This window comes from Pseudomonas abieticivorans, from assembly GCF_023509015.1.
Taxonomy (GTDB): domain Bacteria; phylum Pseudomonadota; class Gammaproteobacteria; order Pseudomonadales; family Pseudomonadaceae; genus Aquipseudomonas; species Aquipseudomonas abieticivorans.
On the sequence record NZ_CP094975.1, the window covers coordinates 5626628 to 5642719 of the forward strand.

At 63.0% G+C, this 16092-nt stretch carries 16 protein-coding genes, 1 tRNA gene and 1 pseudogene; 13 read left to right on the plus strand and 5 right to left on the minus strand.

Features of this window, described 5'->3' with window-relative positions:
* Positions 1 to 13 precede the first annotated feature (13 nt).
* Genes L9B60_RS25545 through L9B60_RS25555 form a run of 3 tightly spaced genes read left to right on the plus strand, consistent with a single transcriptional unit; the run spans position 14 to position 2599 of the window.
* Positions 14 to 913 carry an aldose 1-epimerase gene (locus L9B60_RS25545; protein ID WP_249673755.1) on the plus strand — a complete coding sequence of 300 codons (900 nt, stop codon included), beginning with the start codon at positions 14 to 16 and terminating at the stop codon, positions 911 to 913.
* Positions 910 to 1785 (plus strand): 6-deoxy-6-sulfogluconolactonase, encoded by an 876-nt coding sequence (locus L9B60_RS25550; RefSeq protein WP_249673756.1) that lies wholly within the window; start codon positions 910 to 912, stop codon positions 1783 to 1785. The genes L9B60_RS25545 and L9B60_RS25550 overlap by 4 nt, the downstream gene beginning before the upstream one ends.
* A 28-nt stretch (positions 1786 to 1813) precedes the next feature.
* Positions 1814 to 2599 carry a sulfoquinovose 1-dehydrogenase gene (locus L9B60_RS25555; protein ID WP_249673757.1) on the plus strand — a complete coding sequence of 262 codons (786 nt, stop codon included), beginning with the start codon at positions 1814 to 1816 and terminating at the stop codon, positions 2597 to 2599.
* A 25-nt stretch (positions 2600 to 2624) separates the two neighbouring features.
* On the opposite strand, the gene L9B60_RS25560 is transcribed toward L9B60_RS25555, so the two are convergent.
* Positions 2625 to 3470, minus strand: a complete 846-nt coding sequence (locus L9B60_RS25560) for a transporter substrate-binding domain-containing protein (RefSeq protein WP_249673758.1) — start codon at positions 3468 to 3470, stop codon at positions 2625 to 2627.
* A gap of 82 nt (positions 3471 to 3552) precedes the next feature.
* The gene (locus L9B60_RS25565) at positions 3553 to 4341 is read right to left on the minus strand and encodes a HalD/BesD family halogenase (RefSeq protein ID WP_249673759.1); all 789 of its coding nucleotides are present in this window, start codon (positions 4339 to 4341) and stop codon (positions 3553 to 3555) included.
* A 107-nt stretch (positions 4342 to 4448) separates the two neighbouring features.
* Between L9B60_RS25565 and L9B60_RS25570 the strand changes: the two genes are divergently transcribed.
* Positions 4449 to 5342 carry a LysR substrate-binding domain-containing protein gene (locus L9B60_RS25570; protein ID WP_249673760.1) on the plus strand — a complete coding sequence of 298 codons (894 nt, stop codon included), beginning with the start codon at positions 4449 to 4451 and terminating at the stop codon, positions 5340 to 5342.
* A 668-nt stretch (positions 5343 to 6010) separates the two neighbouring features.
* Here L9B60_RS25570 and L9B60_RS25575 read toward each other — a convergent pair.
* Complete coding sequence (locus L9B60_RS25575; protein ID WP_249673761.1) at positions 6011 to 6229, minus strand: PLD nuclease N-terminal domain-containing protein; 219 nt, start codon at positions 6227 to 6229, stop codon at positions 6011 to 6013.
* A gap of 243 nt (positions 6230 to 6472) precedes the next feature.
* Between L9B60_RS25575 and nspC the strand changes: the two genes are divergently transcribed.
* From nspC to L9B60_RS25600, 5 genes are all read left to right on the plus strand, one after another.
* Positions 6473 to 7570: a carboxynorspermidine decarboxylase gene (nspC, locus tag L9B60_RS25580; protein WP_249673762.1), complete on the plus strand. Its 1098-nt coding sequence runs from the start codon at positions 6473 to 6475 to the stop codon at positions 7568 to 7570.
* A gap of 29 nt (positions 7571 to 7599) precedes the next feature.
* Positions 7600 to 8835, plus strand: a complete 1236-nt coding sequence (locus L9B60_RS25585; RefSeq protein WP_249673763.1) for a saccharopine dehydrogenase family protein — start codon at positions 7600 to 7602, stop codon at positions 8833 to 8835.
* A gap of 133 nt (positions 8836 to 8968) precedes the next feature.
* A tRNA-Gln gene (locus tag L9B60_RS25590) sits at positions 8969 to 9043 on the plus strand.
* A 78-nt stretch (positions 9044 to 9121) separates the two neighbouring features.
* Entirely contained in the window at positions 9122 to 10102 is a 981-nt protein-coding gene (locus L9B60_RS25595) for a GlxA family transcriptional regulator (RefSeq protein ID WP_438866014.1), read from the plus strand.
* A gap of 27 nt (positions 10103 to 10129) precedes the next feature.
* Positions 10130 to 10510, plus strand: a complete 381-nt coding sequence (locus L9B60_RS25600; protein ID WP_249673764.1) for a RidA family protein — start codon at positions 10130 to 10132, stop codon at positions 10508 to 10510.
* A 27-nt stretch (positions 10511 to 10537) separates the two neighbouring features.
* On the opposite strand, the gene yghU is transcribed toward L9B60_RS25600, so the two are convergent.
* Positions 10538 to 11377, minus strand: coding sequence for a glutathione-dependent disulfide-bond oxidoreductase (yghU, locus tag L9B60_RS25605; RefSeq protein ID WP_249673765.1), 840 nt, complete (start codon positions 11375 to 11377; stop codon positions 10538 to 10540).
* A 102-nt stretch (positions 11378 to 11479) separates the two neighbouring features.
* Between yghU and L9B60_RS25610 the strand changes: the two genes are divergently transcribed.
* The 4 genes and pseudogenes from L9B60_RS25610 to L9B60_RS25625 all read left to right on the plus strand — a co-directional run bounded on the left by L9B60_RS25610 (position 11480) and on the right by L9B60_RS25625 (position 15246).
* A complete protein-coding gene (locus L9B60_RS25610; protein WP_249673766.1) occupies positions 11480 to 13228 on the plus strand; it encodes an amidase in 1749 nt (582 codons plus the stop codon).
* A 268-nt stretch (positions 13229 to 13496) separates the two neighbouring features.
* Positions 13497 to 13688: pseudogene (locus L9B60_RS25615) on the plus strand (MFS transporter); the annotation flags it as partial.
* Between the two features lies 1 nt (position 13689).
* The gene (locus L9B60_RS25620) at positions 13690 to 13947 is read left to right on the plus strand and encodes a hypothetical protein (protein ID WP_249680235.1); all 258 of its coding nucleotides are present in this window, start codon (positions 13690 to 13692) and stop codon (positions 13945 to 13947) included.
* A 114-nt stretch (positions 13948 to 14061) separates the two neighbouring features.
* Positions 14062 to 15246: an MFS transporter gene (locus L9B60_RS25625; protein ID WP_249673767.1), complete on the plus strand. Its 1185-nt coding sequence runs from the start codon at positions 14062 to 14064 to the stop codon at positions 15244 to 15246.
* 49 nt (positions 15247 to 15295) lie between these two features.
* Here L9B60_RS25625 and L9B60_RS25630 read toward each other — a convergent pair whose 3' ends face one another.
* Entirely contained in the window at positions 15296 to 16069 is a 774-nt protein-coding gene (locus L9B60_RS25630; protein WP_249673768.1) for an ABC transporter ATP-binding protein, read from the minus strand.
* Positions 16070 to 16092: the final 23 nt, after the last annotated feature.

The following is a 16092-nucleotide window of genomic DNA, read 5'->3' on the forward strand; positions in this document are numbered from 1 at the left end:
AGATGGGTATCACGTGAACATTCTAAAGCTGAGCAGCGGCGAGCTGCGCCTCGGCGTAGTGCCCCAACTGGGCGGGGCGCTGGCGTGGCTGCAGCACGGCGGGTTCGACCTGTTGCGGCCTTGGGACCGCACGCCCTCGGTGCGGCGTACCGCCTGTTTCCCGTTGGTGCCGTACTCCAACCGCATCGCGCATGGGCGCTTCAGCCATGAGGGCGCAACCTGGCAATTGCCGCGCAACTTTGGCGAGCATCCGCACCCCTTGCATGGGGTGGGGTGGCAGCGTGAATGGCAAGTGCTGGAACAGGATGCGCGGGCCTGCACCCTGGTGCTGGCCCATGAGCCACGGGGGCAGGGCGGCGAACATTGGCCGTTTGCCTTCCAGGCCCGGCAGCAACTGAGCCTGGACGATGACGGGCTGTCCCTGAGCCTGCAGCTGCGCAACGCAGGTACCGGCGCCATGCCGGCAGGCTTGGGCTGGCACCCGTATTTTTCACGACACCAGGGTGTGGAGGTGCAGTTCCAGGCCGCAAGGGTATGGCTCAATGGTGACGACGCCTTGCCCAGCCTGTGCACGGATGTACCCACACACTGGGCGTTTGATAGGCGCAGGCCCATGGGCCCGGTGGGCCTGGACAACTGTTTTGAAGGCTGGCGTCAACCGGCGCAGGTGTATTGGCCGCACGCCAGGCTTGGGCTTGAACTGCACGCCGAGCCGGGCCTGGATTACCTGGTGGTGTTCACCCCGCCGGCGCCACAGGACTTTATCGCGGTGGAGCCGGTCAGCCATTTGAACAATGCCATCAACAGCGCCTCGCCGGCAGCCAACGGTATCGTTTGGCTGGCACCGGGGCAGAGCATGGAGCGCCGCTTGCGCCTTAACCTATTGCGCGGCGCCTTGGGAGCATCGACATGAGTCAAACCGTTCAGTGTGTGGTAAGCCAGGTCAGCGAATTGGGTGAATGCCCGGTGTGGTCGGTTCGCGAACAAGTGCTGTACTGGGCCGATATCCTGGGCCGCCAATTACACCGCCTCGACCCGCAAACCGGAGCCGTTGCCAGCCTGGCATTACCCGAAGACCTGGGCTGCTTCGGCTTGCGCGAGCAGGGCGGGTTCATTGTCGCCCTGCGCAGCGGGATCTTCCTGCTCGACCGCCAAGGCGTGCTGGGGCAAAAGCTGGCCGACAACCCCTGCGGCGCTGCCAATAGCCGTTTCAACGATGGTCGTGTCGACCCATGGGGCCGTTTCTGGGCCGGTACGATCTGGCAACCACGCGACCGTAACGGCGGCGTGCTGATGCGCGTCGACGAACACGGCCAGGCGCAGGTCATGGCCGAAGACGTGATGGTTTCCAATGGCCTGGCGTTCAGCCCGGACCGCCACTGGGCTTACCACAGTGACACCCCCAACCATGTGCTGTATCGCTACCCGCTGGACGCCATGGGCCAACCGGGGTCGCGCCAAACCGTGCGCACCTTCGAGCGCGGCGCGGGCGGGCGGCCCGATGGCGCGGCGTTCGACAGCCAGGGTTGCTACTGGAGCGCACAGTTCGACGGCGGGCGCATCCTGCGCCTGGCCGCAGACGGCACGCCACTGGCCGAGATCGCCGTGCCCACCCGCTGGCCGACCATGGTCGCCTTCGGCGGGCCAGACCTGCGCACCCTGTACATCACCAGCTCCCGGGAAAACCGCAGCGCACAAGACCTGGCGCACTGGCCGCTATCGGGCTGCGTGTTTGCGGTACGGGTCGACGTGCCCGGCTGCGCCGAACCGATGTTTGCCGGATGAGCCTTAATTTTACTGCAAGGACACTGCTATGAATCAGCACACTGCGACTCGTTATCCTTCCCTGGCCGGCAAGGTGGTCTTGATCAGCGGCGGCGCCTCGGGCATCGGCGCAGCCTTTGTGCAAGCCTTTCATGAGCAAGGCGCACGCGTGGCCTTTATCGACCTGGACGCGACGGGGGGCGAGGCCCTGGCGCGATCGCTGGGGCTGGAACGTGTGATGTTCGCGCCGTGCGATGTGCGTGACATCGAAGGCCTGCAGGCCGCGATCCAAGCCGTGGAGGCCCAATGGGGCGCCATCGATGTACTGATCAACAACGCCGCCCGTGACGATCGCCACCCCCTGCAAGCCGTTAGCGTGGAGTACTGGGATGAGCGCATGCAGACCAACCTGCGCCATGCATTTTTCGCCGCGCAAGCCGTGGCCCCAGGCATGGCCCGGCGCGGCAGTGGCGTGATCATCAACATGGGCTCCATCTCGTGGATGCGCGGGCGCCCTGGCATGGTCTGCTATACAACGGCCAAGGCTGCGCTCAATGGCATGACCCGCACCCTGGCGCGGGAGTTGGGCGAGCAGGGCATTCGCGTCAATAGCCTGGTGCCCGGCGCCATTCGCACCGAACGCCAGGATGCCATGTGGGCCAGCGACCCGGCAGGCCTTGCGGCTGCCAGCCAGCAGTTCATCGAGCAGCAGATGCTCAAGTTTCGCCTGGATGCCAGTGACTGCGCGCGCATGGCGCTGTTCCTGGCTTCGGACGACAGCCGTGGCTGCACCGGGCAAAACTTTGTAGTGGACGCGGGGTTGTCGATCCAGTAACCCCGCAGGTATCAGATGGCTGGAGTCAGGGCGCGATATCAGCCTTGAACCACTTCTGTGACAGTTGCTGCACCGTGCCATCGGCCAGGGCGTCGCTCAGGGCCTGGTTGAACTTGGCTTTCAAGTCCGGATCGTTTTTTCTGAAAGCCAGTGCTTCACCCGGCCCCCAGATCGGCCCGCCGATTTTCGGGCCCACCATGTGCACGCCCTTGTTCTCCGGGTTTTGCAGCACGGAGGTGAAAAACGTCACGTCGTCGAAAGCAAAATCGATACGGCCAGCATTGAGGTCCATCATGTGCTCGCCGGATTTCTTGTAGACCCGAATGGTGGCGACGCTCTTGAAGTTGTTCTCGATAAAGTCGGTGTACGCCGTACCGGACTGAATGCCGATGGTCTTGCCTTTGACCATGGCCTTGAGCTGATCGATCGTGGCCTTGTCCTGGGCGGGGTCGCCGCTGAGCTTGACGGTCGGTTCGCTTGCAGCGCCAGGCGTCGCGCTCACAAACACACCCTGCGTGGCCGCATAAGGCCGGGAGAAGTCGACGATGGCCTGGCGCTCCGGCGTAATCACAATGGCGTCCATCAGCATGTCGAACTTGTTGGCATTGAGCCCGGCGATCATCCCATCCCAATCCTGGGCTTGCAGTTGGCAATCGAGCTTGATCCGGGTGCACAGGTTTTTCAGCAGATCAGGTTCGAACCCTGCGATTTCGCCGCTGGGCAAGGTGGTGTTCCAAGGCTCGTAGGCACCTTCGGTAGCCACCCGTACGGTGGTCCAATCCTTGGCCGCGGCCAGGCCGCTGCACAGCACGCTGGCGCCCAGTACCGAGCAGGCCAGCAGGTTGCGGGTAAAGCGAGTAATGGTGTGCATGGTGTTCCCCAAAAAGTACGCATCGGTTGGGCAGGGGCAAGCAATAAAACCGTGATCTTGTTGTTCTGGTGCTGCGCAAGCATCAAGCGGTGCGGCCGTAAAAACCCTGTTGCTCCTCGGCACTGAACAGCACGCCGGGCTGTTCGTAGTAAGAGAACACCGCCACCATGCGCTCGCGGTTGCCGCGCACCGGGGTCACGCGGTGGGCGGTGTTTTTGCCGCGAAAAACGTTCAGCGTGCCCGCGCGCAATTTCATGGTCTGCACCTGCCGGTCGCGGCCTTCCAGCAGCTCGGCCACGCCCGGGTAGTTGGGGTCGTCGGCGCTGCGCAGGTCACTGCGGTACTGAAACTCGCCACCCTCGGCGGGCGCCTGCAGCATCAGCGTGGTGGTGAATTCGGAGCGGTCGAAGTGCCAGTTCAGGGTTTCACCGTGGCGGTAGCTCATCACGTTGACCCGCGCCAAGGGGTCGGCCATCACGTGCAGCGCCGGCTTGCCCATCACGGCCGCCAAAAACGCCAGCAGCGGTGGGTATTCGTATACCTGGCACACCAGGCTGCCCTGCAACTGGTCGGCGCATAAGGTATGGCTGACCGTCTCGACCTTGCGCAGGGCAGGGTGGTCCGCCGCGAGGCCGTCGATCTGCGGTTTGAAATAGATATTGTGGGTGCGGCTATGGGTGTGGGACTGGCTGTCCATGGTCGGCTGGATCTGCTCGGCTGCCTGGCGCACGGTGTCGGCGATGACAAAGCCTTCCAGGTTGAACATGCCGTGGCGCTGCAAATCGTCGCGAGCCTGTTCGACCAGGCGCCGCCACGCTTCGCTGTCGGGGCGGTCCAGGGGGTAGCGGTGAAGATCTATGATGTTATTCATGATGGCCCTCTCGTTGTAGGCAGTCCCAACGTACCCCATGAAAAACTTCGCAACAACGGCATAAATTGTTAGGCTCCCCCTAGAAAAACTTATGGAGCGCCCGGCCTATGCAACGCTTACCGCCACTCAACGCCGTGCGCACCTTCGAGGTGGCCGCGCGCCTGGGCAGCTTCGTCTTGGCCGGGGCGGAACTGGGCGTGTCATCGGCCGCCGTCAGCCAGCAAATCCGGCACCTGGAAGACTATTTCGGCAAGAAGCTGTTCGTGCGCAACGGCAACCGCCTGGCCCTGACCGACGCCGGCCTTGCGATCTACCCGCAGACCTCGCGGGCGCTGGGCGACATCGCCGCCATGACCGTGCGCATCCTGGAAGGCGAAATGCGCACGCGCCTGACCGTCAGCGTGCCGTTCTCATTGGCCGAATGTTGGCTGGCACCCAAGCTTGCGCAACTGGTGGAGATCTACCCGCAGTTGTCGGTGGATGTGCGCGTGGAAGACGACCCCGTCGACCTGGCCCGCCACAACGTGGACTTGCGCGTGAGTTACGGCGACTATCACTACCCTGCCTGCGAGGCCATCGCGCTGTTCCATGACGAAGTGCTGCCGGTGTGCGCGCCGGAGCTGTGGTACCGCCATGGCAACAAGGAGTTTGACCTGGCACAGATCCACCAAAGCCTGTTCATCCACACCCAGTGGGGCGCCAACTACGCCTCGCACCCTACCTGGAGCGACTGGTTTGCCAGCGAAGGCGCCGGGCAGGCGCCAGACCCTGGCCATGGGCGGCGCTCGGGCCTTTCGAGTTTGTCGGTCACGCTGGCAACGCTTGGGATGGGTATTGCCTTGGGGCAGAAGGTCATCGCCCGGCGGGAGCTGGAAGCGGGGCGCTTGATTGCGCTGTCTGCGGCTTCGTTGAAACTGGGGCACGCCTATTGCGCGTTCGTGCCAGGGGCCAAGCGCGGCAGGGTTGATATAGAGCGGTTGGTGGGGTTGCTTGGGGGGTGATCGTTCACACCGACCTCAGGATTCCCAGGCGTGCCTGGGAAAGCCTCACAGCGATTCAGACGGTAGGAGCGGATTTATCCGCGAAGAAAGCGGCGCGGTGTGCCTGATGCTCTGCGGCGTGGCTTTCGCGGATGAATCCGCTCCTACAGGGTGATGGGTATGCCGGTAGGAGCGGATTTATCCGCGAAGAAAGCGGCGCGGTGTGTCTGATGCTCTGCGGTGTGGCTTTCGCGGATGAATCCGCTCCTACAGAGTGATGGGTACGCCGGTAGGAGCGGATTTATCCGCGAAGAAATCGGCACGGTGTGCCTGATGCTCTGCGGTGTAGCTTTCGCGGATGAATCCGTTCCTACAGGGTGATGGGTATGCCAGTAGGAGCGGATTTATCCGCGAAGAAAGCGGCGCGGTGTGTCTGATGTTCTGCGGCGTGGCTTTCGCGGATGAATCCGCTCCTACGGGGTGATAGATATGCTGGTAGGAGCGGATTTATCCGCGAAGAAAGCGGCGCGGTGTGTCTGATGCTCTGCGGTGTGGCTTTCGCGGATGAATCCGCTCCTACAGAGTGGGGTATGCCGGTAGGGGCGGATTTATCCGCGAAGGCCCCGCCAAGGTTTGCCGGGCTCATCAAGGCGATCGCTGCACGGATATTCGCCCCTACGTCCCGCAGGTTACTGCCTGGCCTCGGGCGCGTTCTGGCGATGGGAGATGTGTTTGGGGCCGGCCAGGGCCCACGCGATCAGCCCGATCAATGGCACAAACACGATCAGCACCATCCACACCCCCTTGGTGCTGGATTTGCCCTCGCTTTTACGCACCCGGTTGATCGCCCATAGTTCGATGATAAGCAGCGCGGCCCCTAGCAGAACCCAGATCGTTTCGGTTTGCATGGTTCACCTCCTGTGTAGTCACAAGGTTAGGTACGATTTGTCGTGCAGGGTTCATTTTTTTGGGCCACCGGTTTCAACCGGCGCTCAGGCATGCGCGCCATTGTGCGTGTCGATATTTTCAGCGTGCCATCGATCTTAAATAGCGAACAACTCAGCGAAATATGCGTTCCAACCTTTCGATACGCGACAAGTGAAGGCACAATGCGTGTCCTTTTTTTGGCTAGTCCTGCCACAGGCCTCGAAATGCTCAAGACACCGTACTACCTCATCGACAAACAGAAGCTTTTGCACAACATGCAAAAGATCGCCTACGTACGCGAGCAGTCCGGGGCCAAGGCCCTGCTGGCACTCAAGTGCTTTGCCACCTGGTCGGTGTTCGACCTGATGCAGCAGTACATGGACGGCACCACCTCGTCCTCCCTGTACGAGCTCAAGCTGGGCCGCCAGAAGTTCGAAGGCGAAACCCACGCCTACAGCGTCGCCTGGGCCGACGACGAGATCCAGGAGATGCTCGCCAACTGCGACAAGATCATCTTCAACTCGATCGGCCAATTGCAGCGCTATGCCCAGGCAAGCGAAGGCAAAGTGCGCGGCCTGCGCGTGAACCCGCAGGTGAGCAGCTCCGACTACCTGCTGGCAGACCCGGCGCGGCCATTCAGCCGCCTGGGTGAGTGGGATCCGGTGAAGGTCGAGCAAGTGATCGAGCAGATCTCAGGCTTCATGTTCCACAACAACTGCGAGAACGGCGACTTCGGCCTGTTCGACCAGATGCTGGGCACCATCGAGGAACGCTTCGGCCACCTGCTGCACAAGGTGGAGTGGGTGAGCCTGGGTGGCGGCATCCATTTCACCGGCGAAGGCTATGACCTGGACGCGTTCTGCGCGCGCCTGAAGGCTTTTTCGAACAAATACGGCGTGCAGGTGTACCTGGAGCCGGGCGAAGCGGCGATCACCCAGAGTGCGTCCCTGGAAGTGACCGTGCTCGACACGCTGTACAACGGCAAGCACCTTGCCGTGGTCGACAGCTCGATCGAAGCGCACATGCTCGACCTGTTGATCTACCGCCTCAATGCCAAGCTGGCCCCAAGCGAGGGCGAGCATACCTACATGGTGTGCGGCAAGTCGTGCCTGGCCGGGGACATTTTCGGCGAGTATCAATTCGAGCGTCCGCTGACCATCGGCGACCGGTTGTCGTTCGTCGATGCGGCGGGTTACACCATGGTCAAGAAAAATTGGTTCAACGGCCTGAAAATGCCGTCCATCGTAGTGAAACAACTCGACGGTACAATCGAGGTGGTTCGCGAATTTGGTTTTGAAGACTACCTGTCCAGCCTGTCGTAAGCTGGCACACGAAAGGAGAAAGAGAGAAATTGAAGAAGAACGTTCTTATCATTGGTGCAGGAGGTGTCGCCAAGGTGGTGGCCCACAAGTGCGCGCAGCACAACGATGAACTCGGTCGTATTGCTATCGCGTCGCGCAACATCTCCAAGTGCCAGGCCATCATCGACAGCGTCAAGGCCAAGGGCAGCCTCAAACAGCCCGCACAAATCAAGGCGTTCGCGCTGAACGCACTGGACGTCGAAGCGACCAAGGCGCTGATCCGCGAGACCGAATCGCAGATCGTCATCAACGTCGGCTCCGCGTTCCTCAACATGTCGGTGCTGCGTGCCTGCATCGACACCGGCGTCGCGTACCTTGACACCGCCATTCACGAAGAGCCGGGCAAGGTCTGCGAGACGCCGCCCTGGTACGGCAACTACGAGTGGAAACACCTCGAGGAATGCCAGCAGAAGAACATCACCGCCATCTTGGGCGTGGGTTTCGACCCGGGTGTGGTCAACGCTTACGCGGCGCTGGCCAAACAACAGTATTTCGACCGCATTGATTCGATCGACATTCTCGACGTCAATGCCGGGTCACACGGCAAGTACTTTGCCACCAACTTCGACCCGGAAATCAACTTCCGCGAGTTCACCGGGCAAGTATGGAGCTGGCAGGACAGCCAGTGGACCAGCAACACCATGTTCGAGGTCAAGCGTACCGATGACCTGCCGGTGGTGGGTTCGCAAAACCTGTACCTGACCGGTCACGATGAAGTGCACTCGCTGTCCAAGAACCTGGACGTGCCCAACGTGCGTTTCTGGATGAGCTTTGGCGAGCACTACATCAACGTGTTCACCGTGCTGAAAAACCTCGGCCTGCTGTCCGAAAAGCCGGTCAAGACCGCCGAAGGCCTGGAAGTGGTGCCGCTCAAGCTGGTCAAGGCCGTGCTGCCGGATCCGTCTTCGCTGGCGCCGGGCTACACCGGCAAGACCTGCATCGGCGACCTGGTCAAGGGCACCAAGGATGGCCAGCCGCGCGAGCTGTTCATCTACAACGTGGCTGACCACGAAGAGGCCTACGCCGAGACCGACAGCCAGGGCATCTCCTACACCGCAGGCGTGCCACCGGTAGCGGCCGCCTTGCTGGTGGCCCGTGGCGAATGGGACGTGCAGCGCATGGCCAACGTCGAGGAACTGCCGGCCGAGCCGTTCCTCAAGGCGCTGGACGAGATGGGCCTGCCAACCCGCATCAAAGACGAGAACGGCGACCGTCCTTGGAACTGATGTAACGCCGCAGGGGCAGGGCGCGCCAGGGTAGGCGCGCCTTGCTTGATAGCAACTCGCTGTTTTAAAAAACATTTTTTTAACTTTTGCTTCCCAAGACCGGCGAATGCTGGTAAATTTGCGCCCACTCCACAGGGGCGTCGCCAAGCGGTAAGGCAGCAGGTTTTGATCCTGCCATGCGTTGGTTCGAATCCAGCCGCCCCTGCCATTTTTTCTTATGCTCATCCAGGCCACTCCCTCCGGCCTCAGGTATTCTTCGATTGAAAACGATCAGAAGAGACGAGTATTGATCCAGCACCGTTCAACCCGTCGTGACCCCGCGTCACCTGGCACCCCGACCACTCACGTCGGCTTCGTGCTGCTGGAACACTTTTCCTTGCCCGCGTTTACCCAGGCACTCGACACGCTCGTGACGGCCAACCTGCTCAGGCCCCAGTTGTTCAATACCCAGACCCTGGGTTTGGACGGCGGGCAAGTGACCAGCGACCTGGGCCTGGTGATCCGCCCCGACACTGCCTTGAACCCTGCATTGCTGGGCACCCTGGACGTGCTGGTGGTGTGTGGCGGTTTTCGCACCGAGCTCAAGGCCAGCGAGGCACTCACGGCCCTGCTCAAGGGCGCGGCCCAGCGCGGCATCGTCCTCGGTGGTTTGTGGAACGGCGCGTGGTTTTTGGGCCATGCCGGCCTGCTGGACGGCTACCGCTGCGTCATCCACCCCGAACATCGCCCGGCACTGGCCGAGATCGCCCGTATCAGCCACGTCACCAGTGAGGCCTATGCGCTGGACCGCGATCGCATCACCGCCTCAAGCCCGGCCGGGGCCTTCAGCATGATGCTGGAGTGGATCAAGGGCCTGCACGACAAGGCCTTGATCGAAGGCGTCGAGGACATCCTGGCGTTCGGTGAGTCGCGCTACCGGCGCATCACCCCCTCCAACACCCTGTCGGTGAGCCCGCCGCTGCGCGAGGTGATCAAGTTGATGGAGGCCAACCTGGAAGAGCCCTTGGAATTCGATCAACTGGCCGAATACGCCGGGCGTTCGCGCCGCCAGATCGAGCGGCTGTTCAAGGAGCAACTGGGTACCACGGCCCAGCGCCACTACCTGGAGCTGCGCATCATCGAGGCGCGCCGGCTGCTGCAATACACCGAGCTTGAAATGATCGACGTGCTGGTGGCCTGCGGCTTCGTATCGCCCAGCCATTTCAGCAAGTGCTACAGCGCCTACTTCGGTTATCGGCCCTCCAAGGAAACGCGGCTGGTGAAGTGAATTAATCCCCCATTGCTAGAGACTCCCATGGCTAACCACGACATCACCTTCATTCCCGATCCGGATGCGCAATCCATCTCCTCAGACGTCGCAGGTTTCGCCGGCCTGCTGGTGTCCACCCAGATCCCTACCCACACCGACGGCAGCCTGGAGCTGGGTGACATCACTGCGCAGAGCGAGTGCACCCTGCAAGCGCTCAAGCTGGCCCTGGAAAAGGCCGGCAGTGGCATGGACCGGGTGCTGCACCTGACCATCTACCTCACCGACATGGCCGACCGTGCAGCGTTCAACCTGGTGTACCAGCGCTTCTTCGCCAAGCCGTGGCCGGTGCGGGCCGCCGTGGGCGTTGCCGCCCTGGCGGTGGAAGGGATGCGCGTGGAAGTGACGGCGATGGCGGCCAAGGGCTGAGGGGCGCTTGGCACTCGCGCAGGCCCATCAATCCAGATCAGCGGCCTCATGCCGCTCCGGCACCTGGTTGGGCTCATCACCCCAGGTGCGGTTGACCCGCATGCCGCGCTTGACCGCCGGCCGGTTGGCGATGACTTCGGCCCAGCGCTGCACATGGGTGTATTCGTGCGCCGCGAGGAATTGGGCCGCCGAGTAGACGGTGCCGCGCACCAGTTGGCCGTACCAGGCCCACACCGCGATGTCGGCGATGGTGTAGTGCTCGCCTGCCAGGTAAGGGCTCTGGGCCAGGCGCCGATCCAGCACGTCCAGTTGACGCTTGGCTTCCATGGTGAAGCGATTGATCGCGTACTCGATTTTCTCCGGCGCATACACATAGAAGTGCCCGAAACCACCGCCCAGGTACGGCGCGGCGCCCATTTGCCAGAACAGCCAGTTCAGGGTTTCGGTGCGCCCGGCGAGGTCCTCGGGCAGGAACTGACCGAATTTTTCGGCCAGGTACAACAGGATCGAGCCGGACTCGAACACCCGGATCGGCGGCGTGGCGCTGCGGTCGAGCAGGGCAGGGATCTTGGAGTTCGGGTTGATGCCGACGAAGCCACTGCCAAACTGGTCGCCTTCGTTGATGCGGATCAGCCAGGCGTCGTACTCGGCATCACTGTGCCCCAGCGCCAGCAACTCCTCCAGGAGGATGGTGACCTTGATGCCGTTGGGCGTGGCCAACGAATAGAGCTGCAGCGGGTGCTTGCCCACCGGCAGTTCTTTCTCGTGGGTGGGGCCGGCGGTGGGCCGGTTGATGCTGGCAAACTGGCCGCCCGAGGGCGCGTCGTTGTGCCAGACCGTGGGGGGGACGTAGGCGGTTTTGCTCATGAATAAGGGTCCTGCACGCGAGGGTGGAGGTGGCGAGATGGCCGAACAGGCCGCTGTTCGGATAAGCTCAACCACAGAAAATGCCGTGCAAAGAGAATAACCATGAATACCCCCCTTCAGACAAGTGAAGCTGGCACTGCCCGCAGCATCGAAGTGACCGAAGCCACCATCGCGCAATTGCGTGCCGCGCTCGAAACCGGCCAGGCCACGGCCGTCGAACTGGTGCAGGCCTACCTTGCCCGTGTCGACGCCTACGACGCTGCCGACACGCCCACCGCCCTCAACGCCGTGGTGGTGCGCAACCCGGCGGCGCTCGATGAGGCGCGGGCGTCCGATGCCCGTCGTGCCCAAGGCCAAACCCTGGGGCCGCTGGATGGCATCCCCTACACCGCCAAGGACAGCTACCTGGTGAAAGGGCTGACCGCAGCCTCCGGCAGCCCGGCCTTCGCCAAGCTGGTGGCGCAACGTGATGCCTTTACTGTCGAACGCTTGCGCGCCGGCGGGGCGATCTGCCTGGGCAAGACCAATATGCCGCCCATGGCCAACGGTGGCATGCAGCGCGGTGTGTACGGCCGAGCCGAAAGCCCCTACAACGCGGCGTACCTGACGGCGCCCTTTGCCTCGGGTTCCTCCAACGGCGCGGGCACGGCCACCGCGGCCAGCTTCGCAGCCTTTGGCCTGGCCGAAGAAACCTGGTCCAGCGGCCGGGGCCCGGCGTCCAACAACGGGCTGTGCGCCTACACGCCGTCGCGTGGGGTGATCTCGGTACGCGGCAACTGGCCGTTGACGCCGACCATGGACGTGGTGGTGCCTTACGCGCGCACCATGGCCGACCTGCTGGAGGTGCTTGACGTCGTCGTCGCCCAAGACCCCGACACCCGTGGCGACCTGTGGCGCCTGCAACCCTGGGTGCCCATCCCCAGCGTGGCGTCGGTGCGCCCCGCCTCGTACCCGGCGCTGGCGGCGGGCACCGAGGCGCTGGCGGGCAAGCGCTTTGGCGTGCCGCGCATGTTCATCAACGCCGACCCCGCGGCGGGCACCTCCGAGGCCCCCGGTATCGGTGGCCCAACCGGGCAGCGGATCAACACCCGCGCTTCGGTGATCGCGCTGTGGGAGGCCGCACGCAAGGCCATCCAGGCGGCCGGTGGCGAAGTGGTCGAGGTCGACTTCCCGCTGGTGTCCAACTGCGAGGGCGATCGCCCCGGTGCGCCGACGGTGTTCAATCGTGGCCTGGTGAGCCCGGAGTTTCTTCACCATGAGCTATGGGACCTGTCGGCCTGGGCGTTCGATGAGTTCCTGCAGGCCAACGCCGATCCGCATTTGAACCGCCTGGTGGACGTGGACGGTTTGAAGATATTCCCGCACGACCCCGGCACCTTGCCCAACCGCGAGGGCGACCTGGCGGCGGGCATGGATGAGTACGTGCGCATGGCCGAGCGCGGCATCACGCCGTGGGACCAGATCACCACGCTGCCCGATGGCCTGCGGGGGCTTGAACAAACGCGCCGCCTGGACCTTGAAGACTGGATGGACACGCTCAAGCTCGATGCCGTGCTGTTCCCGACCGTGGCAGACGTGGGCCCGGCGAACGCCGACGTGCACCCCGAATCGGCAGACATCGCCTGGAGCAATGGCGTGTGGGTAGCCAACGGCAACCTCGCCATCCGCCACCTGGGGGTGCCAACCGTCACGGTGCCCATGGGAGTGATGTCTGACATCGGCATGCCGGTCGGCCTTACGTTTGCTGGCCGCGCCTACGATGATTCGGCGCTGTTGCGTTATGCCGCAGGGTTCGAGTCGACGGGTAGCAAGCGGCTTGTGCCACCCCGTACCCCCGCCCTGAAGCACTAACCCAGCCGCGTCACCGTCTGTAGGAGCGGATTGATCCGCGAAAAGATCGCCTCGGTTTGCCTGATGTACCCGTGGCAATTTTTTCGCGGATAAATCCGCTCCTGCGGGAGGGGCGGTGCACATTTGACAGCTTCCAAGTCCAGTCAGACGAATCCATCGCCCCTGCGTTCGAATGGATACCGTTTAGCAGGTCAATAAAAACAGCTACAGATGGACCATCTGCACGCTGTTGTTCGTCGCCATCGGCATCAACTACATCGATCGCCAGATGATCGGTATTCTCAAACCCACCCTCGCCGCTGAACCCAAGTGGTCGGAAACCGACTACGCCAGCATCGTGTTCTGGTTCCAGTGCGCCTACGCCATTGGCTTTTTGACCTTCGGGCGGGTAATCGACAAGGTCGGCGTGCGCATCGGTTACGCGCTGGCGTTTACCTTGTGGACACTGGCCAGCATTGGCCATGGCATCGTCCACAGCGTCACGCAGTTCGCCTTGGCGCGCTTTGCCTTGGGCCTCGGTGATCGGTATCGGTGGCACGGCCGGTGCCATGGGCGGCATGCTGATGACCACCTACAACGGCTACATCCTGGAGGTGTTCAAGTCCTACCAGCCGATCTTCATCGTGGCCGGTAGCGCCTACCTGGTGGCGATCGTGGTGATCCATCTGCTGACGCCGCACCTCAAGCCCGTGGCCGCCGAGCGTTTGCTCAAGCTGTAAACGCCCGCAAGGGGCAAAGGTGCAGATTTGCCAACCCTGGCTCCGGCACTTTGCCCCCTAACGCCATGCCTGGCCGTGCTACAACATGGCCAGTTCAACGCATGGAAACGCCATATGACCAACGCCCGCCCAGCCACCGTCCGATTCGGCGCCTTCTGCGTCGCCAGCTTCCTGCTGTCCATCGCCTATGGTGCGACGTTCCTGCTGTCATTGCTGATCGCCTCCCTGGGCGGCAACGAAGGCCAGGCCGGGCAGGTATTTGCCGTGGCCATGGTCAGTACGTTGGCCGCGGTGCTCGGCTCCGGGCACCTGATGCAGCGCTGGGGCGCGGCGCGCTGTATCACCTTGGGCGCCGCTTGCCTGGTGCTGGCCTCGCTGGGGTTTGCCCAGGTTTCGGATTTGGGCCCGGCCCTGTGGGTGTGTGGCCTGTTGCTGGGGGTGGGCTGGGGCTTGTTCTACACGGTGGGGCCGATCATGGTCGCGGCCATGATCGAGCCGGCCCGGCGCACCCACTGCTTCGCGCTGTTGTCGGGCAGCATGTTGACTGGCATTGGCAGTGGCCCGCTGGCGGGTAAACTGGCCAGCCATTTCGGCTTTGCAGTGCAATCGGCATTCTATTGCGCGGCGCTGGCAGCGGCATTGGGCGGCCTGTATTTCTGGCAGTTGGGCGGCGGGCAACGGCCTGCCGGGCGGGTGGAAATCAGCCTGGCGTCGGCCGCCAAAGTGTTGTGTTCGCGCAGTGCCTGGTCAATTTTGCTGGTGGGCCTGGGCGGGGCGATCTTCGGCGGCCTGGGCAGTTTCCAGACCAGCTACGCGCACAGCCTGGGGCTCGACTACTCGCTGTTTTTCATGGGCTTCATGGGTGCGGCCATTGGCTGCCGTTTACTGATTGCCGGGTGGGTGGTCAAGCGTGATCCGCTCGCCACCAGTGCGCTGTTGACCGGGCTGATGCTGATTGCCGTGACCGGGTTCGGTAGCTGGGTGCACGGCAGCCTGGGTTACATCTTGACCGCCGCCTTGCTGGGCATCGGCTATGGCCTGAACTATTCGGTGATCAACGGCCTGGCGGCCAACGAGGCGCCCCCGGGGCTGACTGCGCAAGCCTTGTTGCTGTTCAGCCTGGCCTACTTCATCGGCGTGTTCGGCTACCCCTTCCTCGCCGGCAAGCTGATCAGCGAGGGTGGGGTCCAGGGCTTGCTGCTCAGCGTCAACCTGATCGCTTTGCTGGTGTGGCTGGTCAGCCTAGGCCGCTGGCTGGGCGGGCTGTTTGGCCGCGCAGGGGCGGCCTCCAACCCCTAGCCCATCGAGCAGGCCTGATGAGCGGTGCGCGTCAGGCGCGCCGTCTCATTCACGCATGCCAGCACCGATACCAGCCGTCCTGCTCGCTGACCTGCAACTGGGTGCCGTACAGCTCGGACAGTTGCGCGCTGGTCAGTACCTGGGCCTTGGGCCCGTCGGCGACGACCCGGCCGTGGTTGATGAGCACCACCCGGTCGATCTCGGGGATGATTTCGTCGATGTGGTGGGTGGTGATGATCATCGCCCGTTGTTCATGGCAGAAGTCGCGCATCAGCGTCAGCAACCCCAGGCTTGCGCCCATGTCCAGGCCGCTGGTGGGTTCGTCCAATATCAGCGCCTGTGGGCTGTGGGCCAGGGCGCGGGCCAGTAGCAAGCGGCGTTTCTGGCCGGTGGACAGGCGTTGGAACATGCGTTGCTCATCGACGTCCATGCCCAGTTGGCCGAGCAAGTCGCGGGCGCGGGCAATCTGCTCGGCAGTGGGTTGCAGGTGGGCGTGGGCGCCCATGGCACCGAAAAAGCCCGAGAGCACCACGTCCAGCGCCGACGTGTAGGGGGTGTAGTCTTCCTGCATGTCCTGGGACACGAAGCCGATCTTGCTGCGCAAGTCCCACAGGTTGACGGTCTGCTGGCCGAACAGCGTCAGTGAGCTGTCGGGGCGCTCCACCGGGTAGAGCTCGCGGTTGATCAATTTGAGCAGGGTGCTTTTGCCGGCGCCGTTGGGGCCCAGGATGGCGACGCGCTCCTGGTAGTCAATCTTCAGCGACACCCGGTCGAATACGCGGGTTTGTTGTTGGTAGGCGGTGACGTTGTTCAACTCGATCATGGAGGTGCATTCCGCAGGGCTTT

Coding starts and splice junctions, on each gene's coding strand:
- L9B60_RS25550 (WP_249673756.1), top strand. CDS start 910: ATGAGTCAAACCGTTCAGTGTGTGGTAAGCCAGGTCAGCGAATTGGGT.
- L9B60_RS25555 (WP_249673757.1), top strand. CDS start 1,814: ATGAATCAGCACACTGCGACTCGTTATCCTTCCCTGGCCGGCAAGGTG.
- L9B60_RS25560 (WP_249673758.1), bottom strand. CDS start 3,470: ATGCACACCATTACTCGCTTTACCCGCAACCTGCTGGCCTGCTCGGTA.
- L9B60_RS25565 (WP_249673759.1), bottom strand. CDS start 4,341: ATGAATAACATCATAGATCTTCACCGCTACCCCCTGGACCGCCCCGAC.
- L9B60_RS25570 (WP_249673760.1), top strand. CDS start 4,449: ATGCAACGCTTACCGCCACTCAACGCCGTGCGCACCTTCGAGGTGGCC.
- L9B60_RS25575 (WP_249673761.1), bottom strand. CDS start 6,229: ATGCAAACCGAAACGATCTGGGTTCTGCTAGGGGCCGCGCTGCTTATC.
- nspC (WP_249673762.1), top strand. CDS start 6,473: ATGCTCAAGACACCGTACTACCTCATCGACAAACAGAAGCTTTTGCAC.
- L9B60_RS25600 (WP_249673764.1), top strand. CDS start 10,130: ATGGCTAACCACGACATCACCTTCATTCCCGATCCGGATGCGCAATCC.
- yghU (WP_249673765.1), bottom strand. CDS start 11,377: ATGAGCAAAACCGCCTACGTCCCCCCCACGGTCTGGCACAACGACGCG.
- L9B60_RS25610 (WP_249673766.1), top strand. CDS start 11,480: ATGAATACCCCCCTTCAGACAAGTGAAGCTGGCACTGCCCGCAGCATC.
- L9B60_RS25620 (WP_249680235.1), top strand. CDS start 13,690: ATGGCATCGTCCACAGCGTCACGCAGTTCGCCTTGGCGCGCTTTGCCT.
- L9B60_RS25625 (WP_249673767.1), top strand. CDS start 14,062: ATGACCAACGCCCGCCCAGCCACCGTCCGATTCGGCGCCTTCTGCGTC.
- L9B60_RS25630 (WP_249673768.1), bottom strand. CDS start 16,069: ATGATCGAGTTGAACAACGTCACCGCCTACCAACAACAAACCCGCGTA.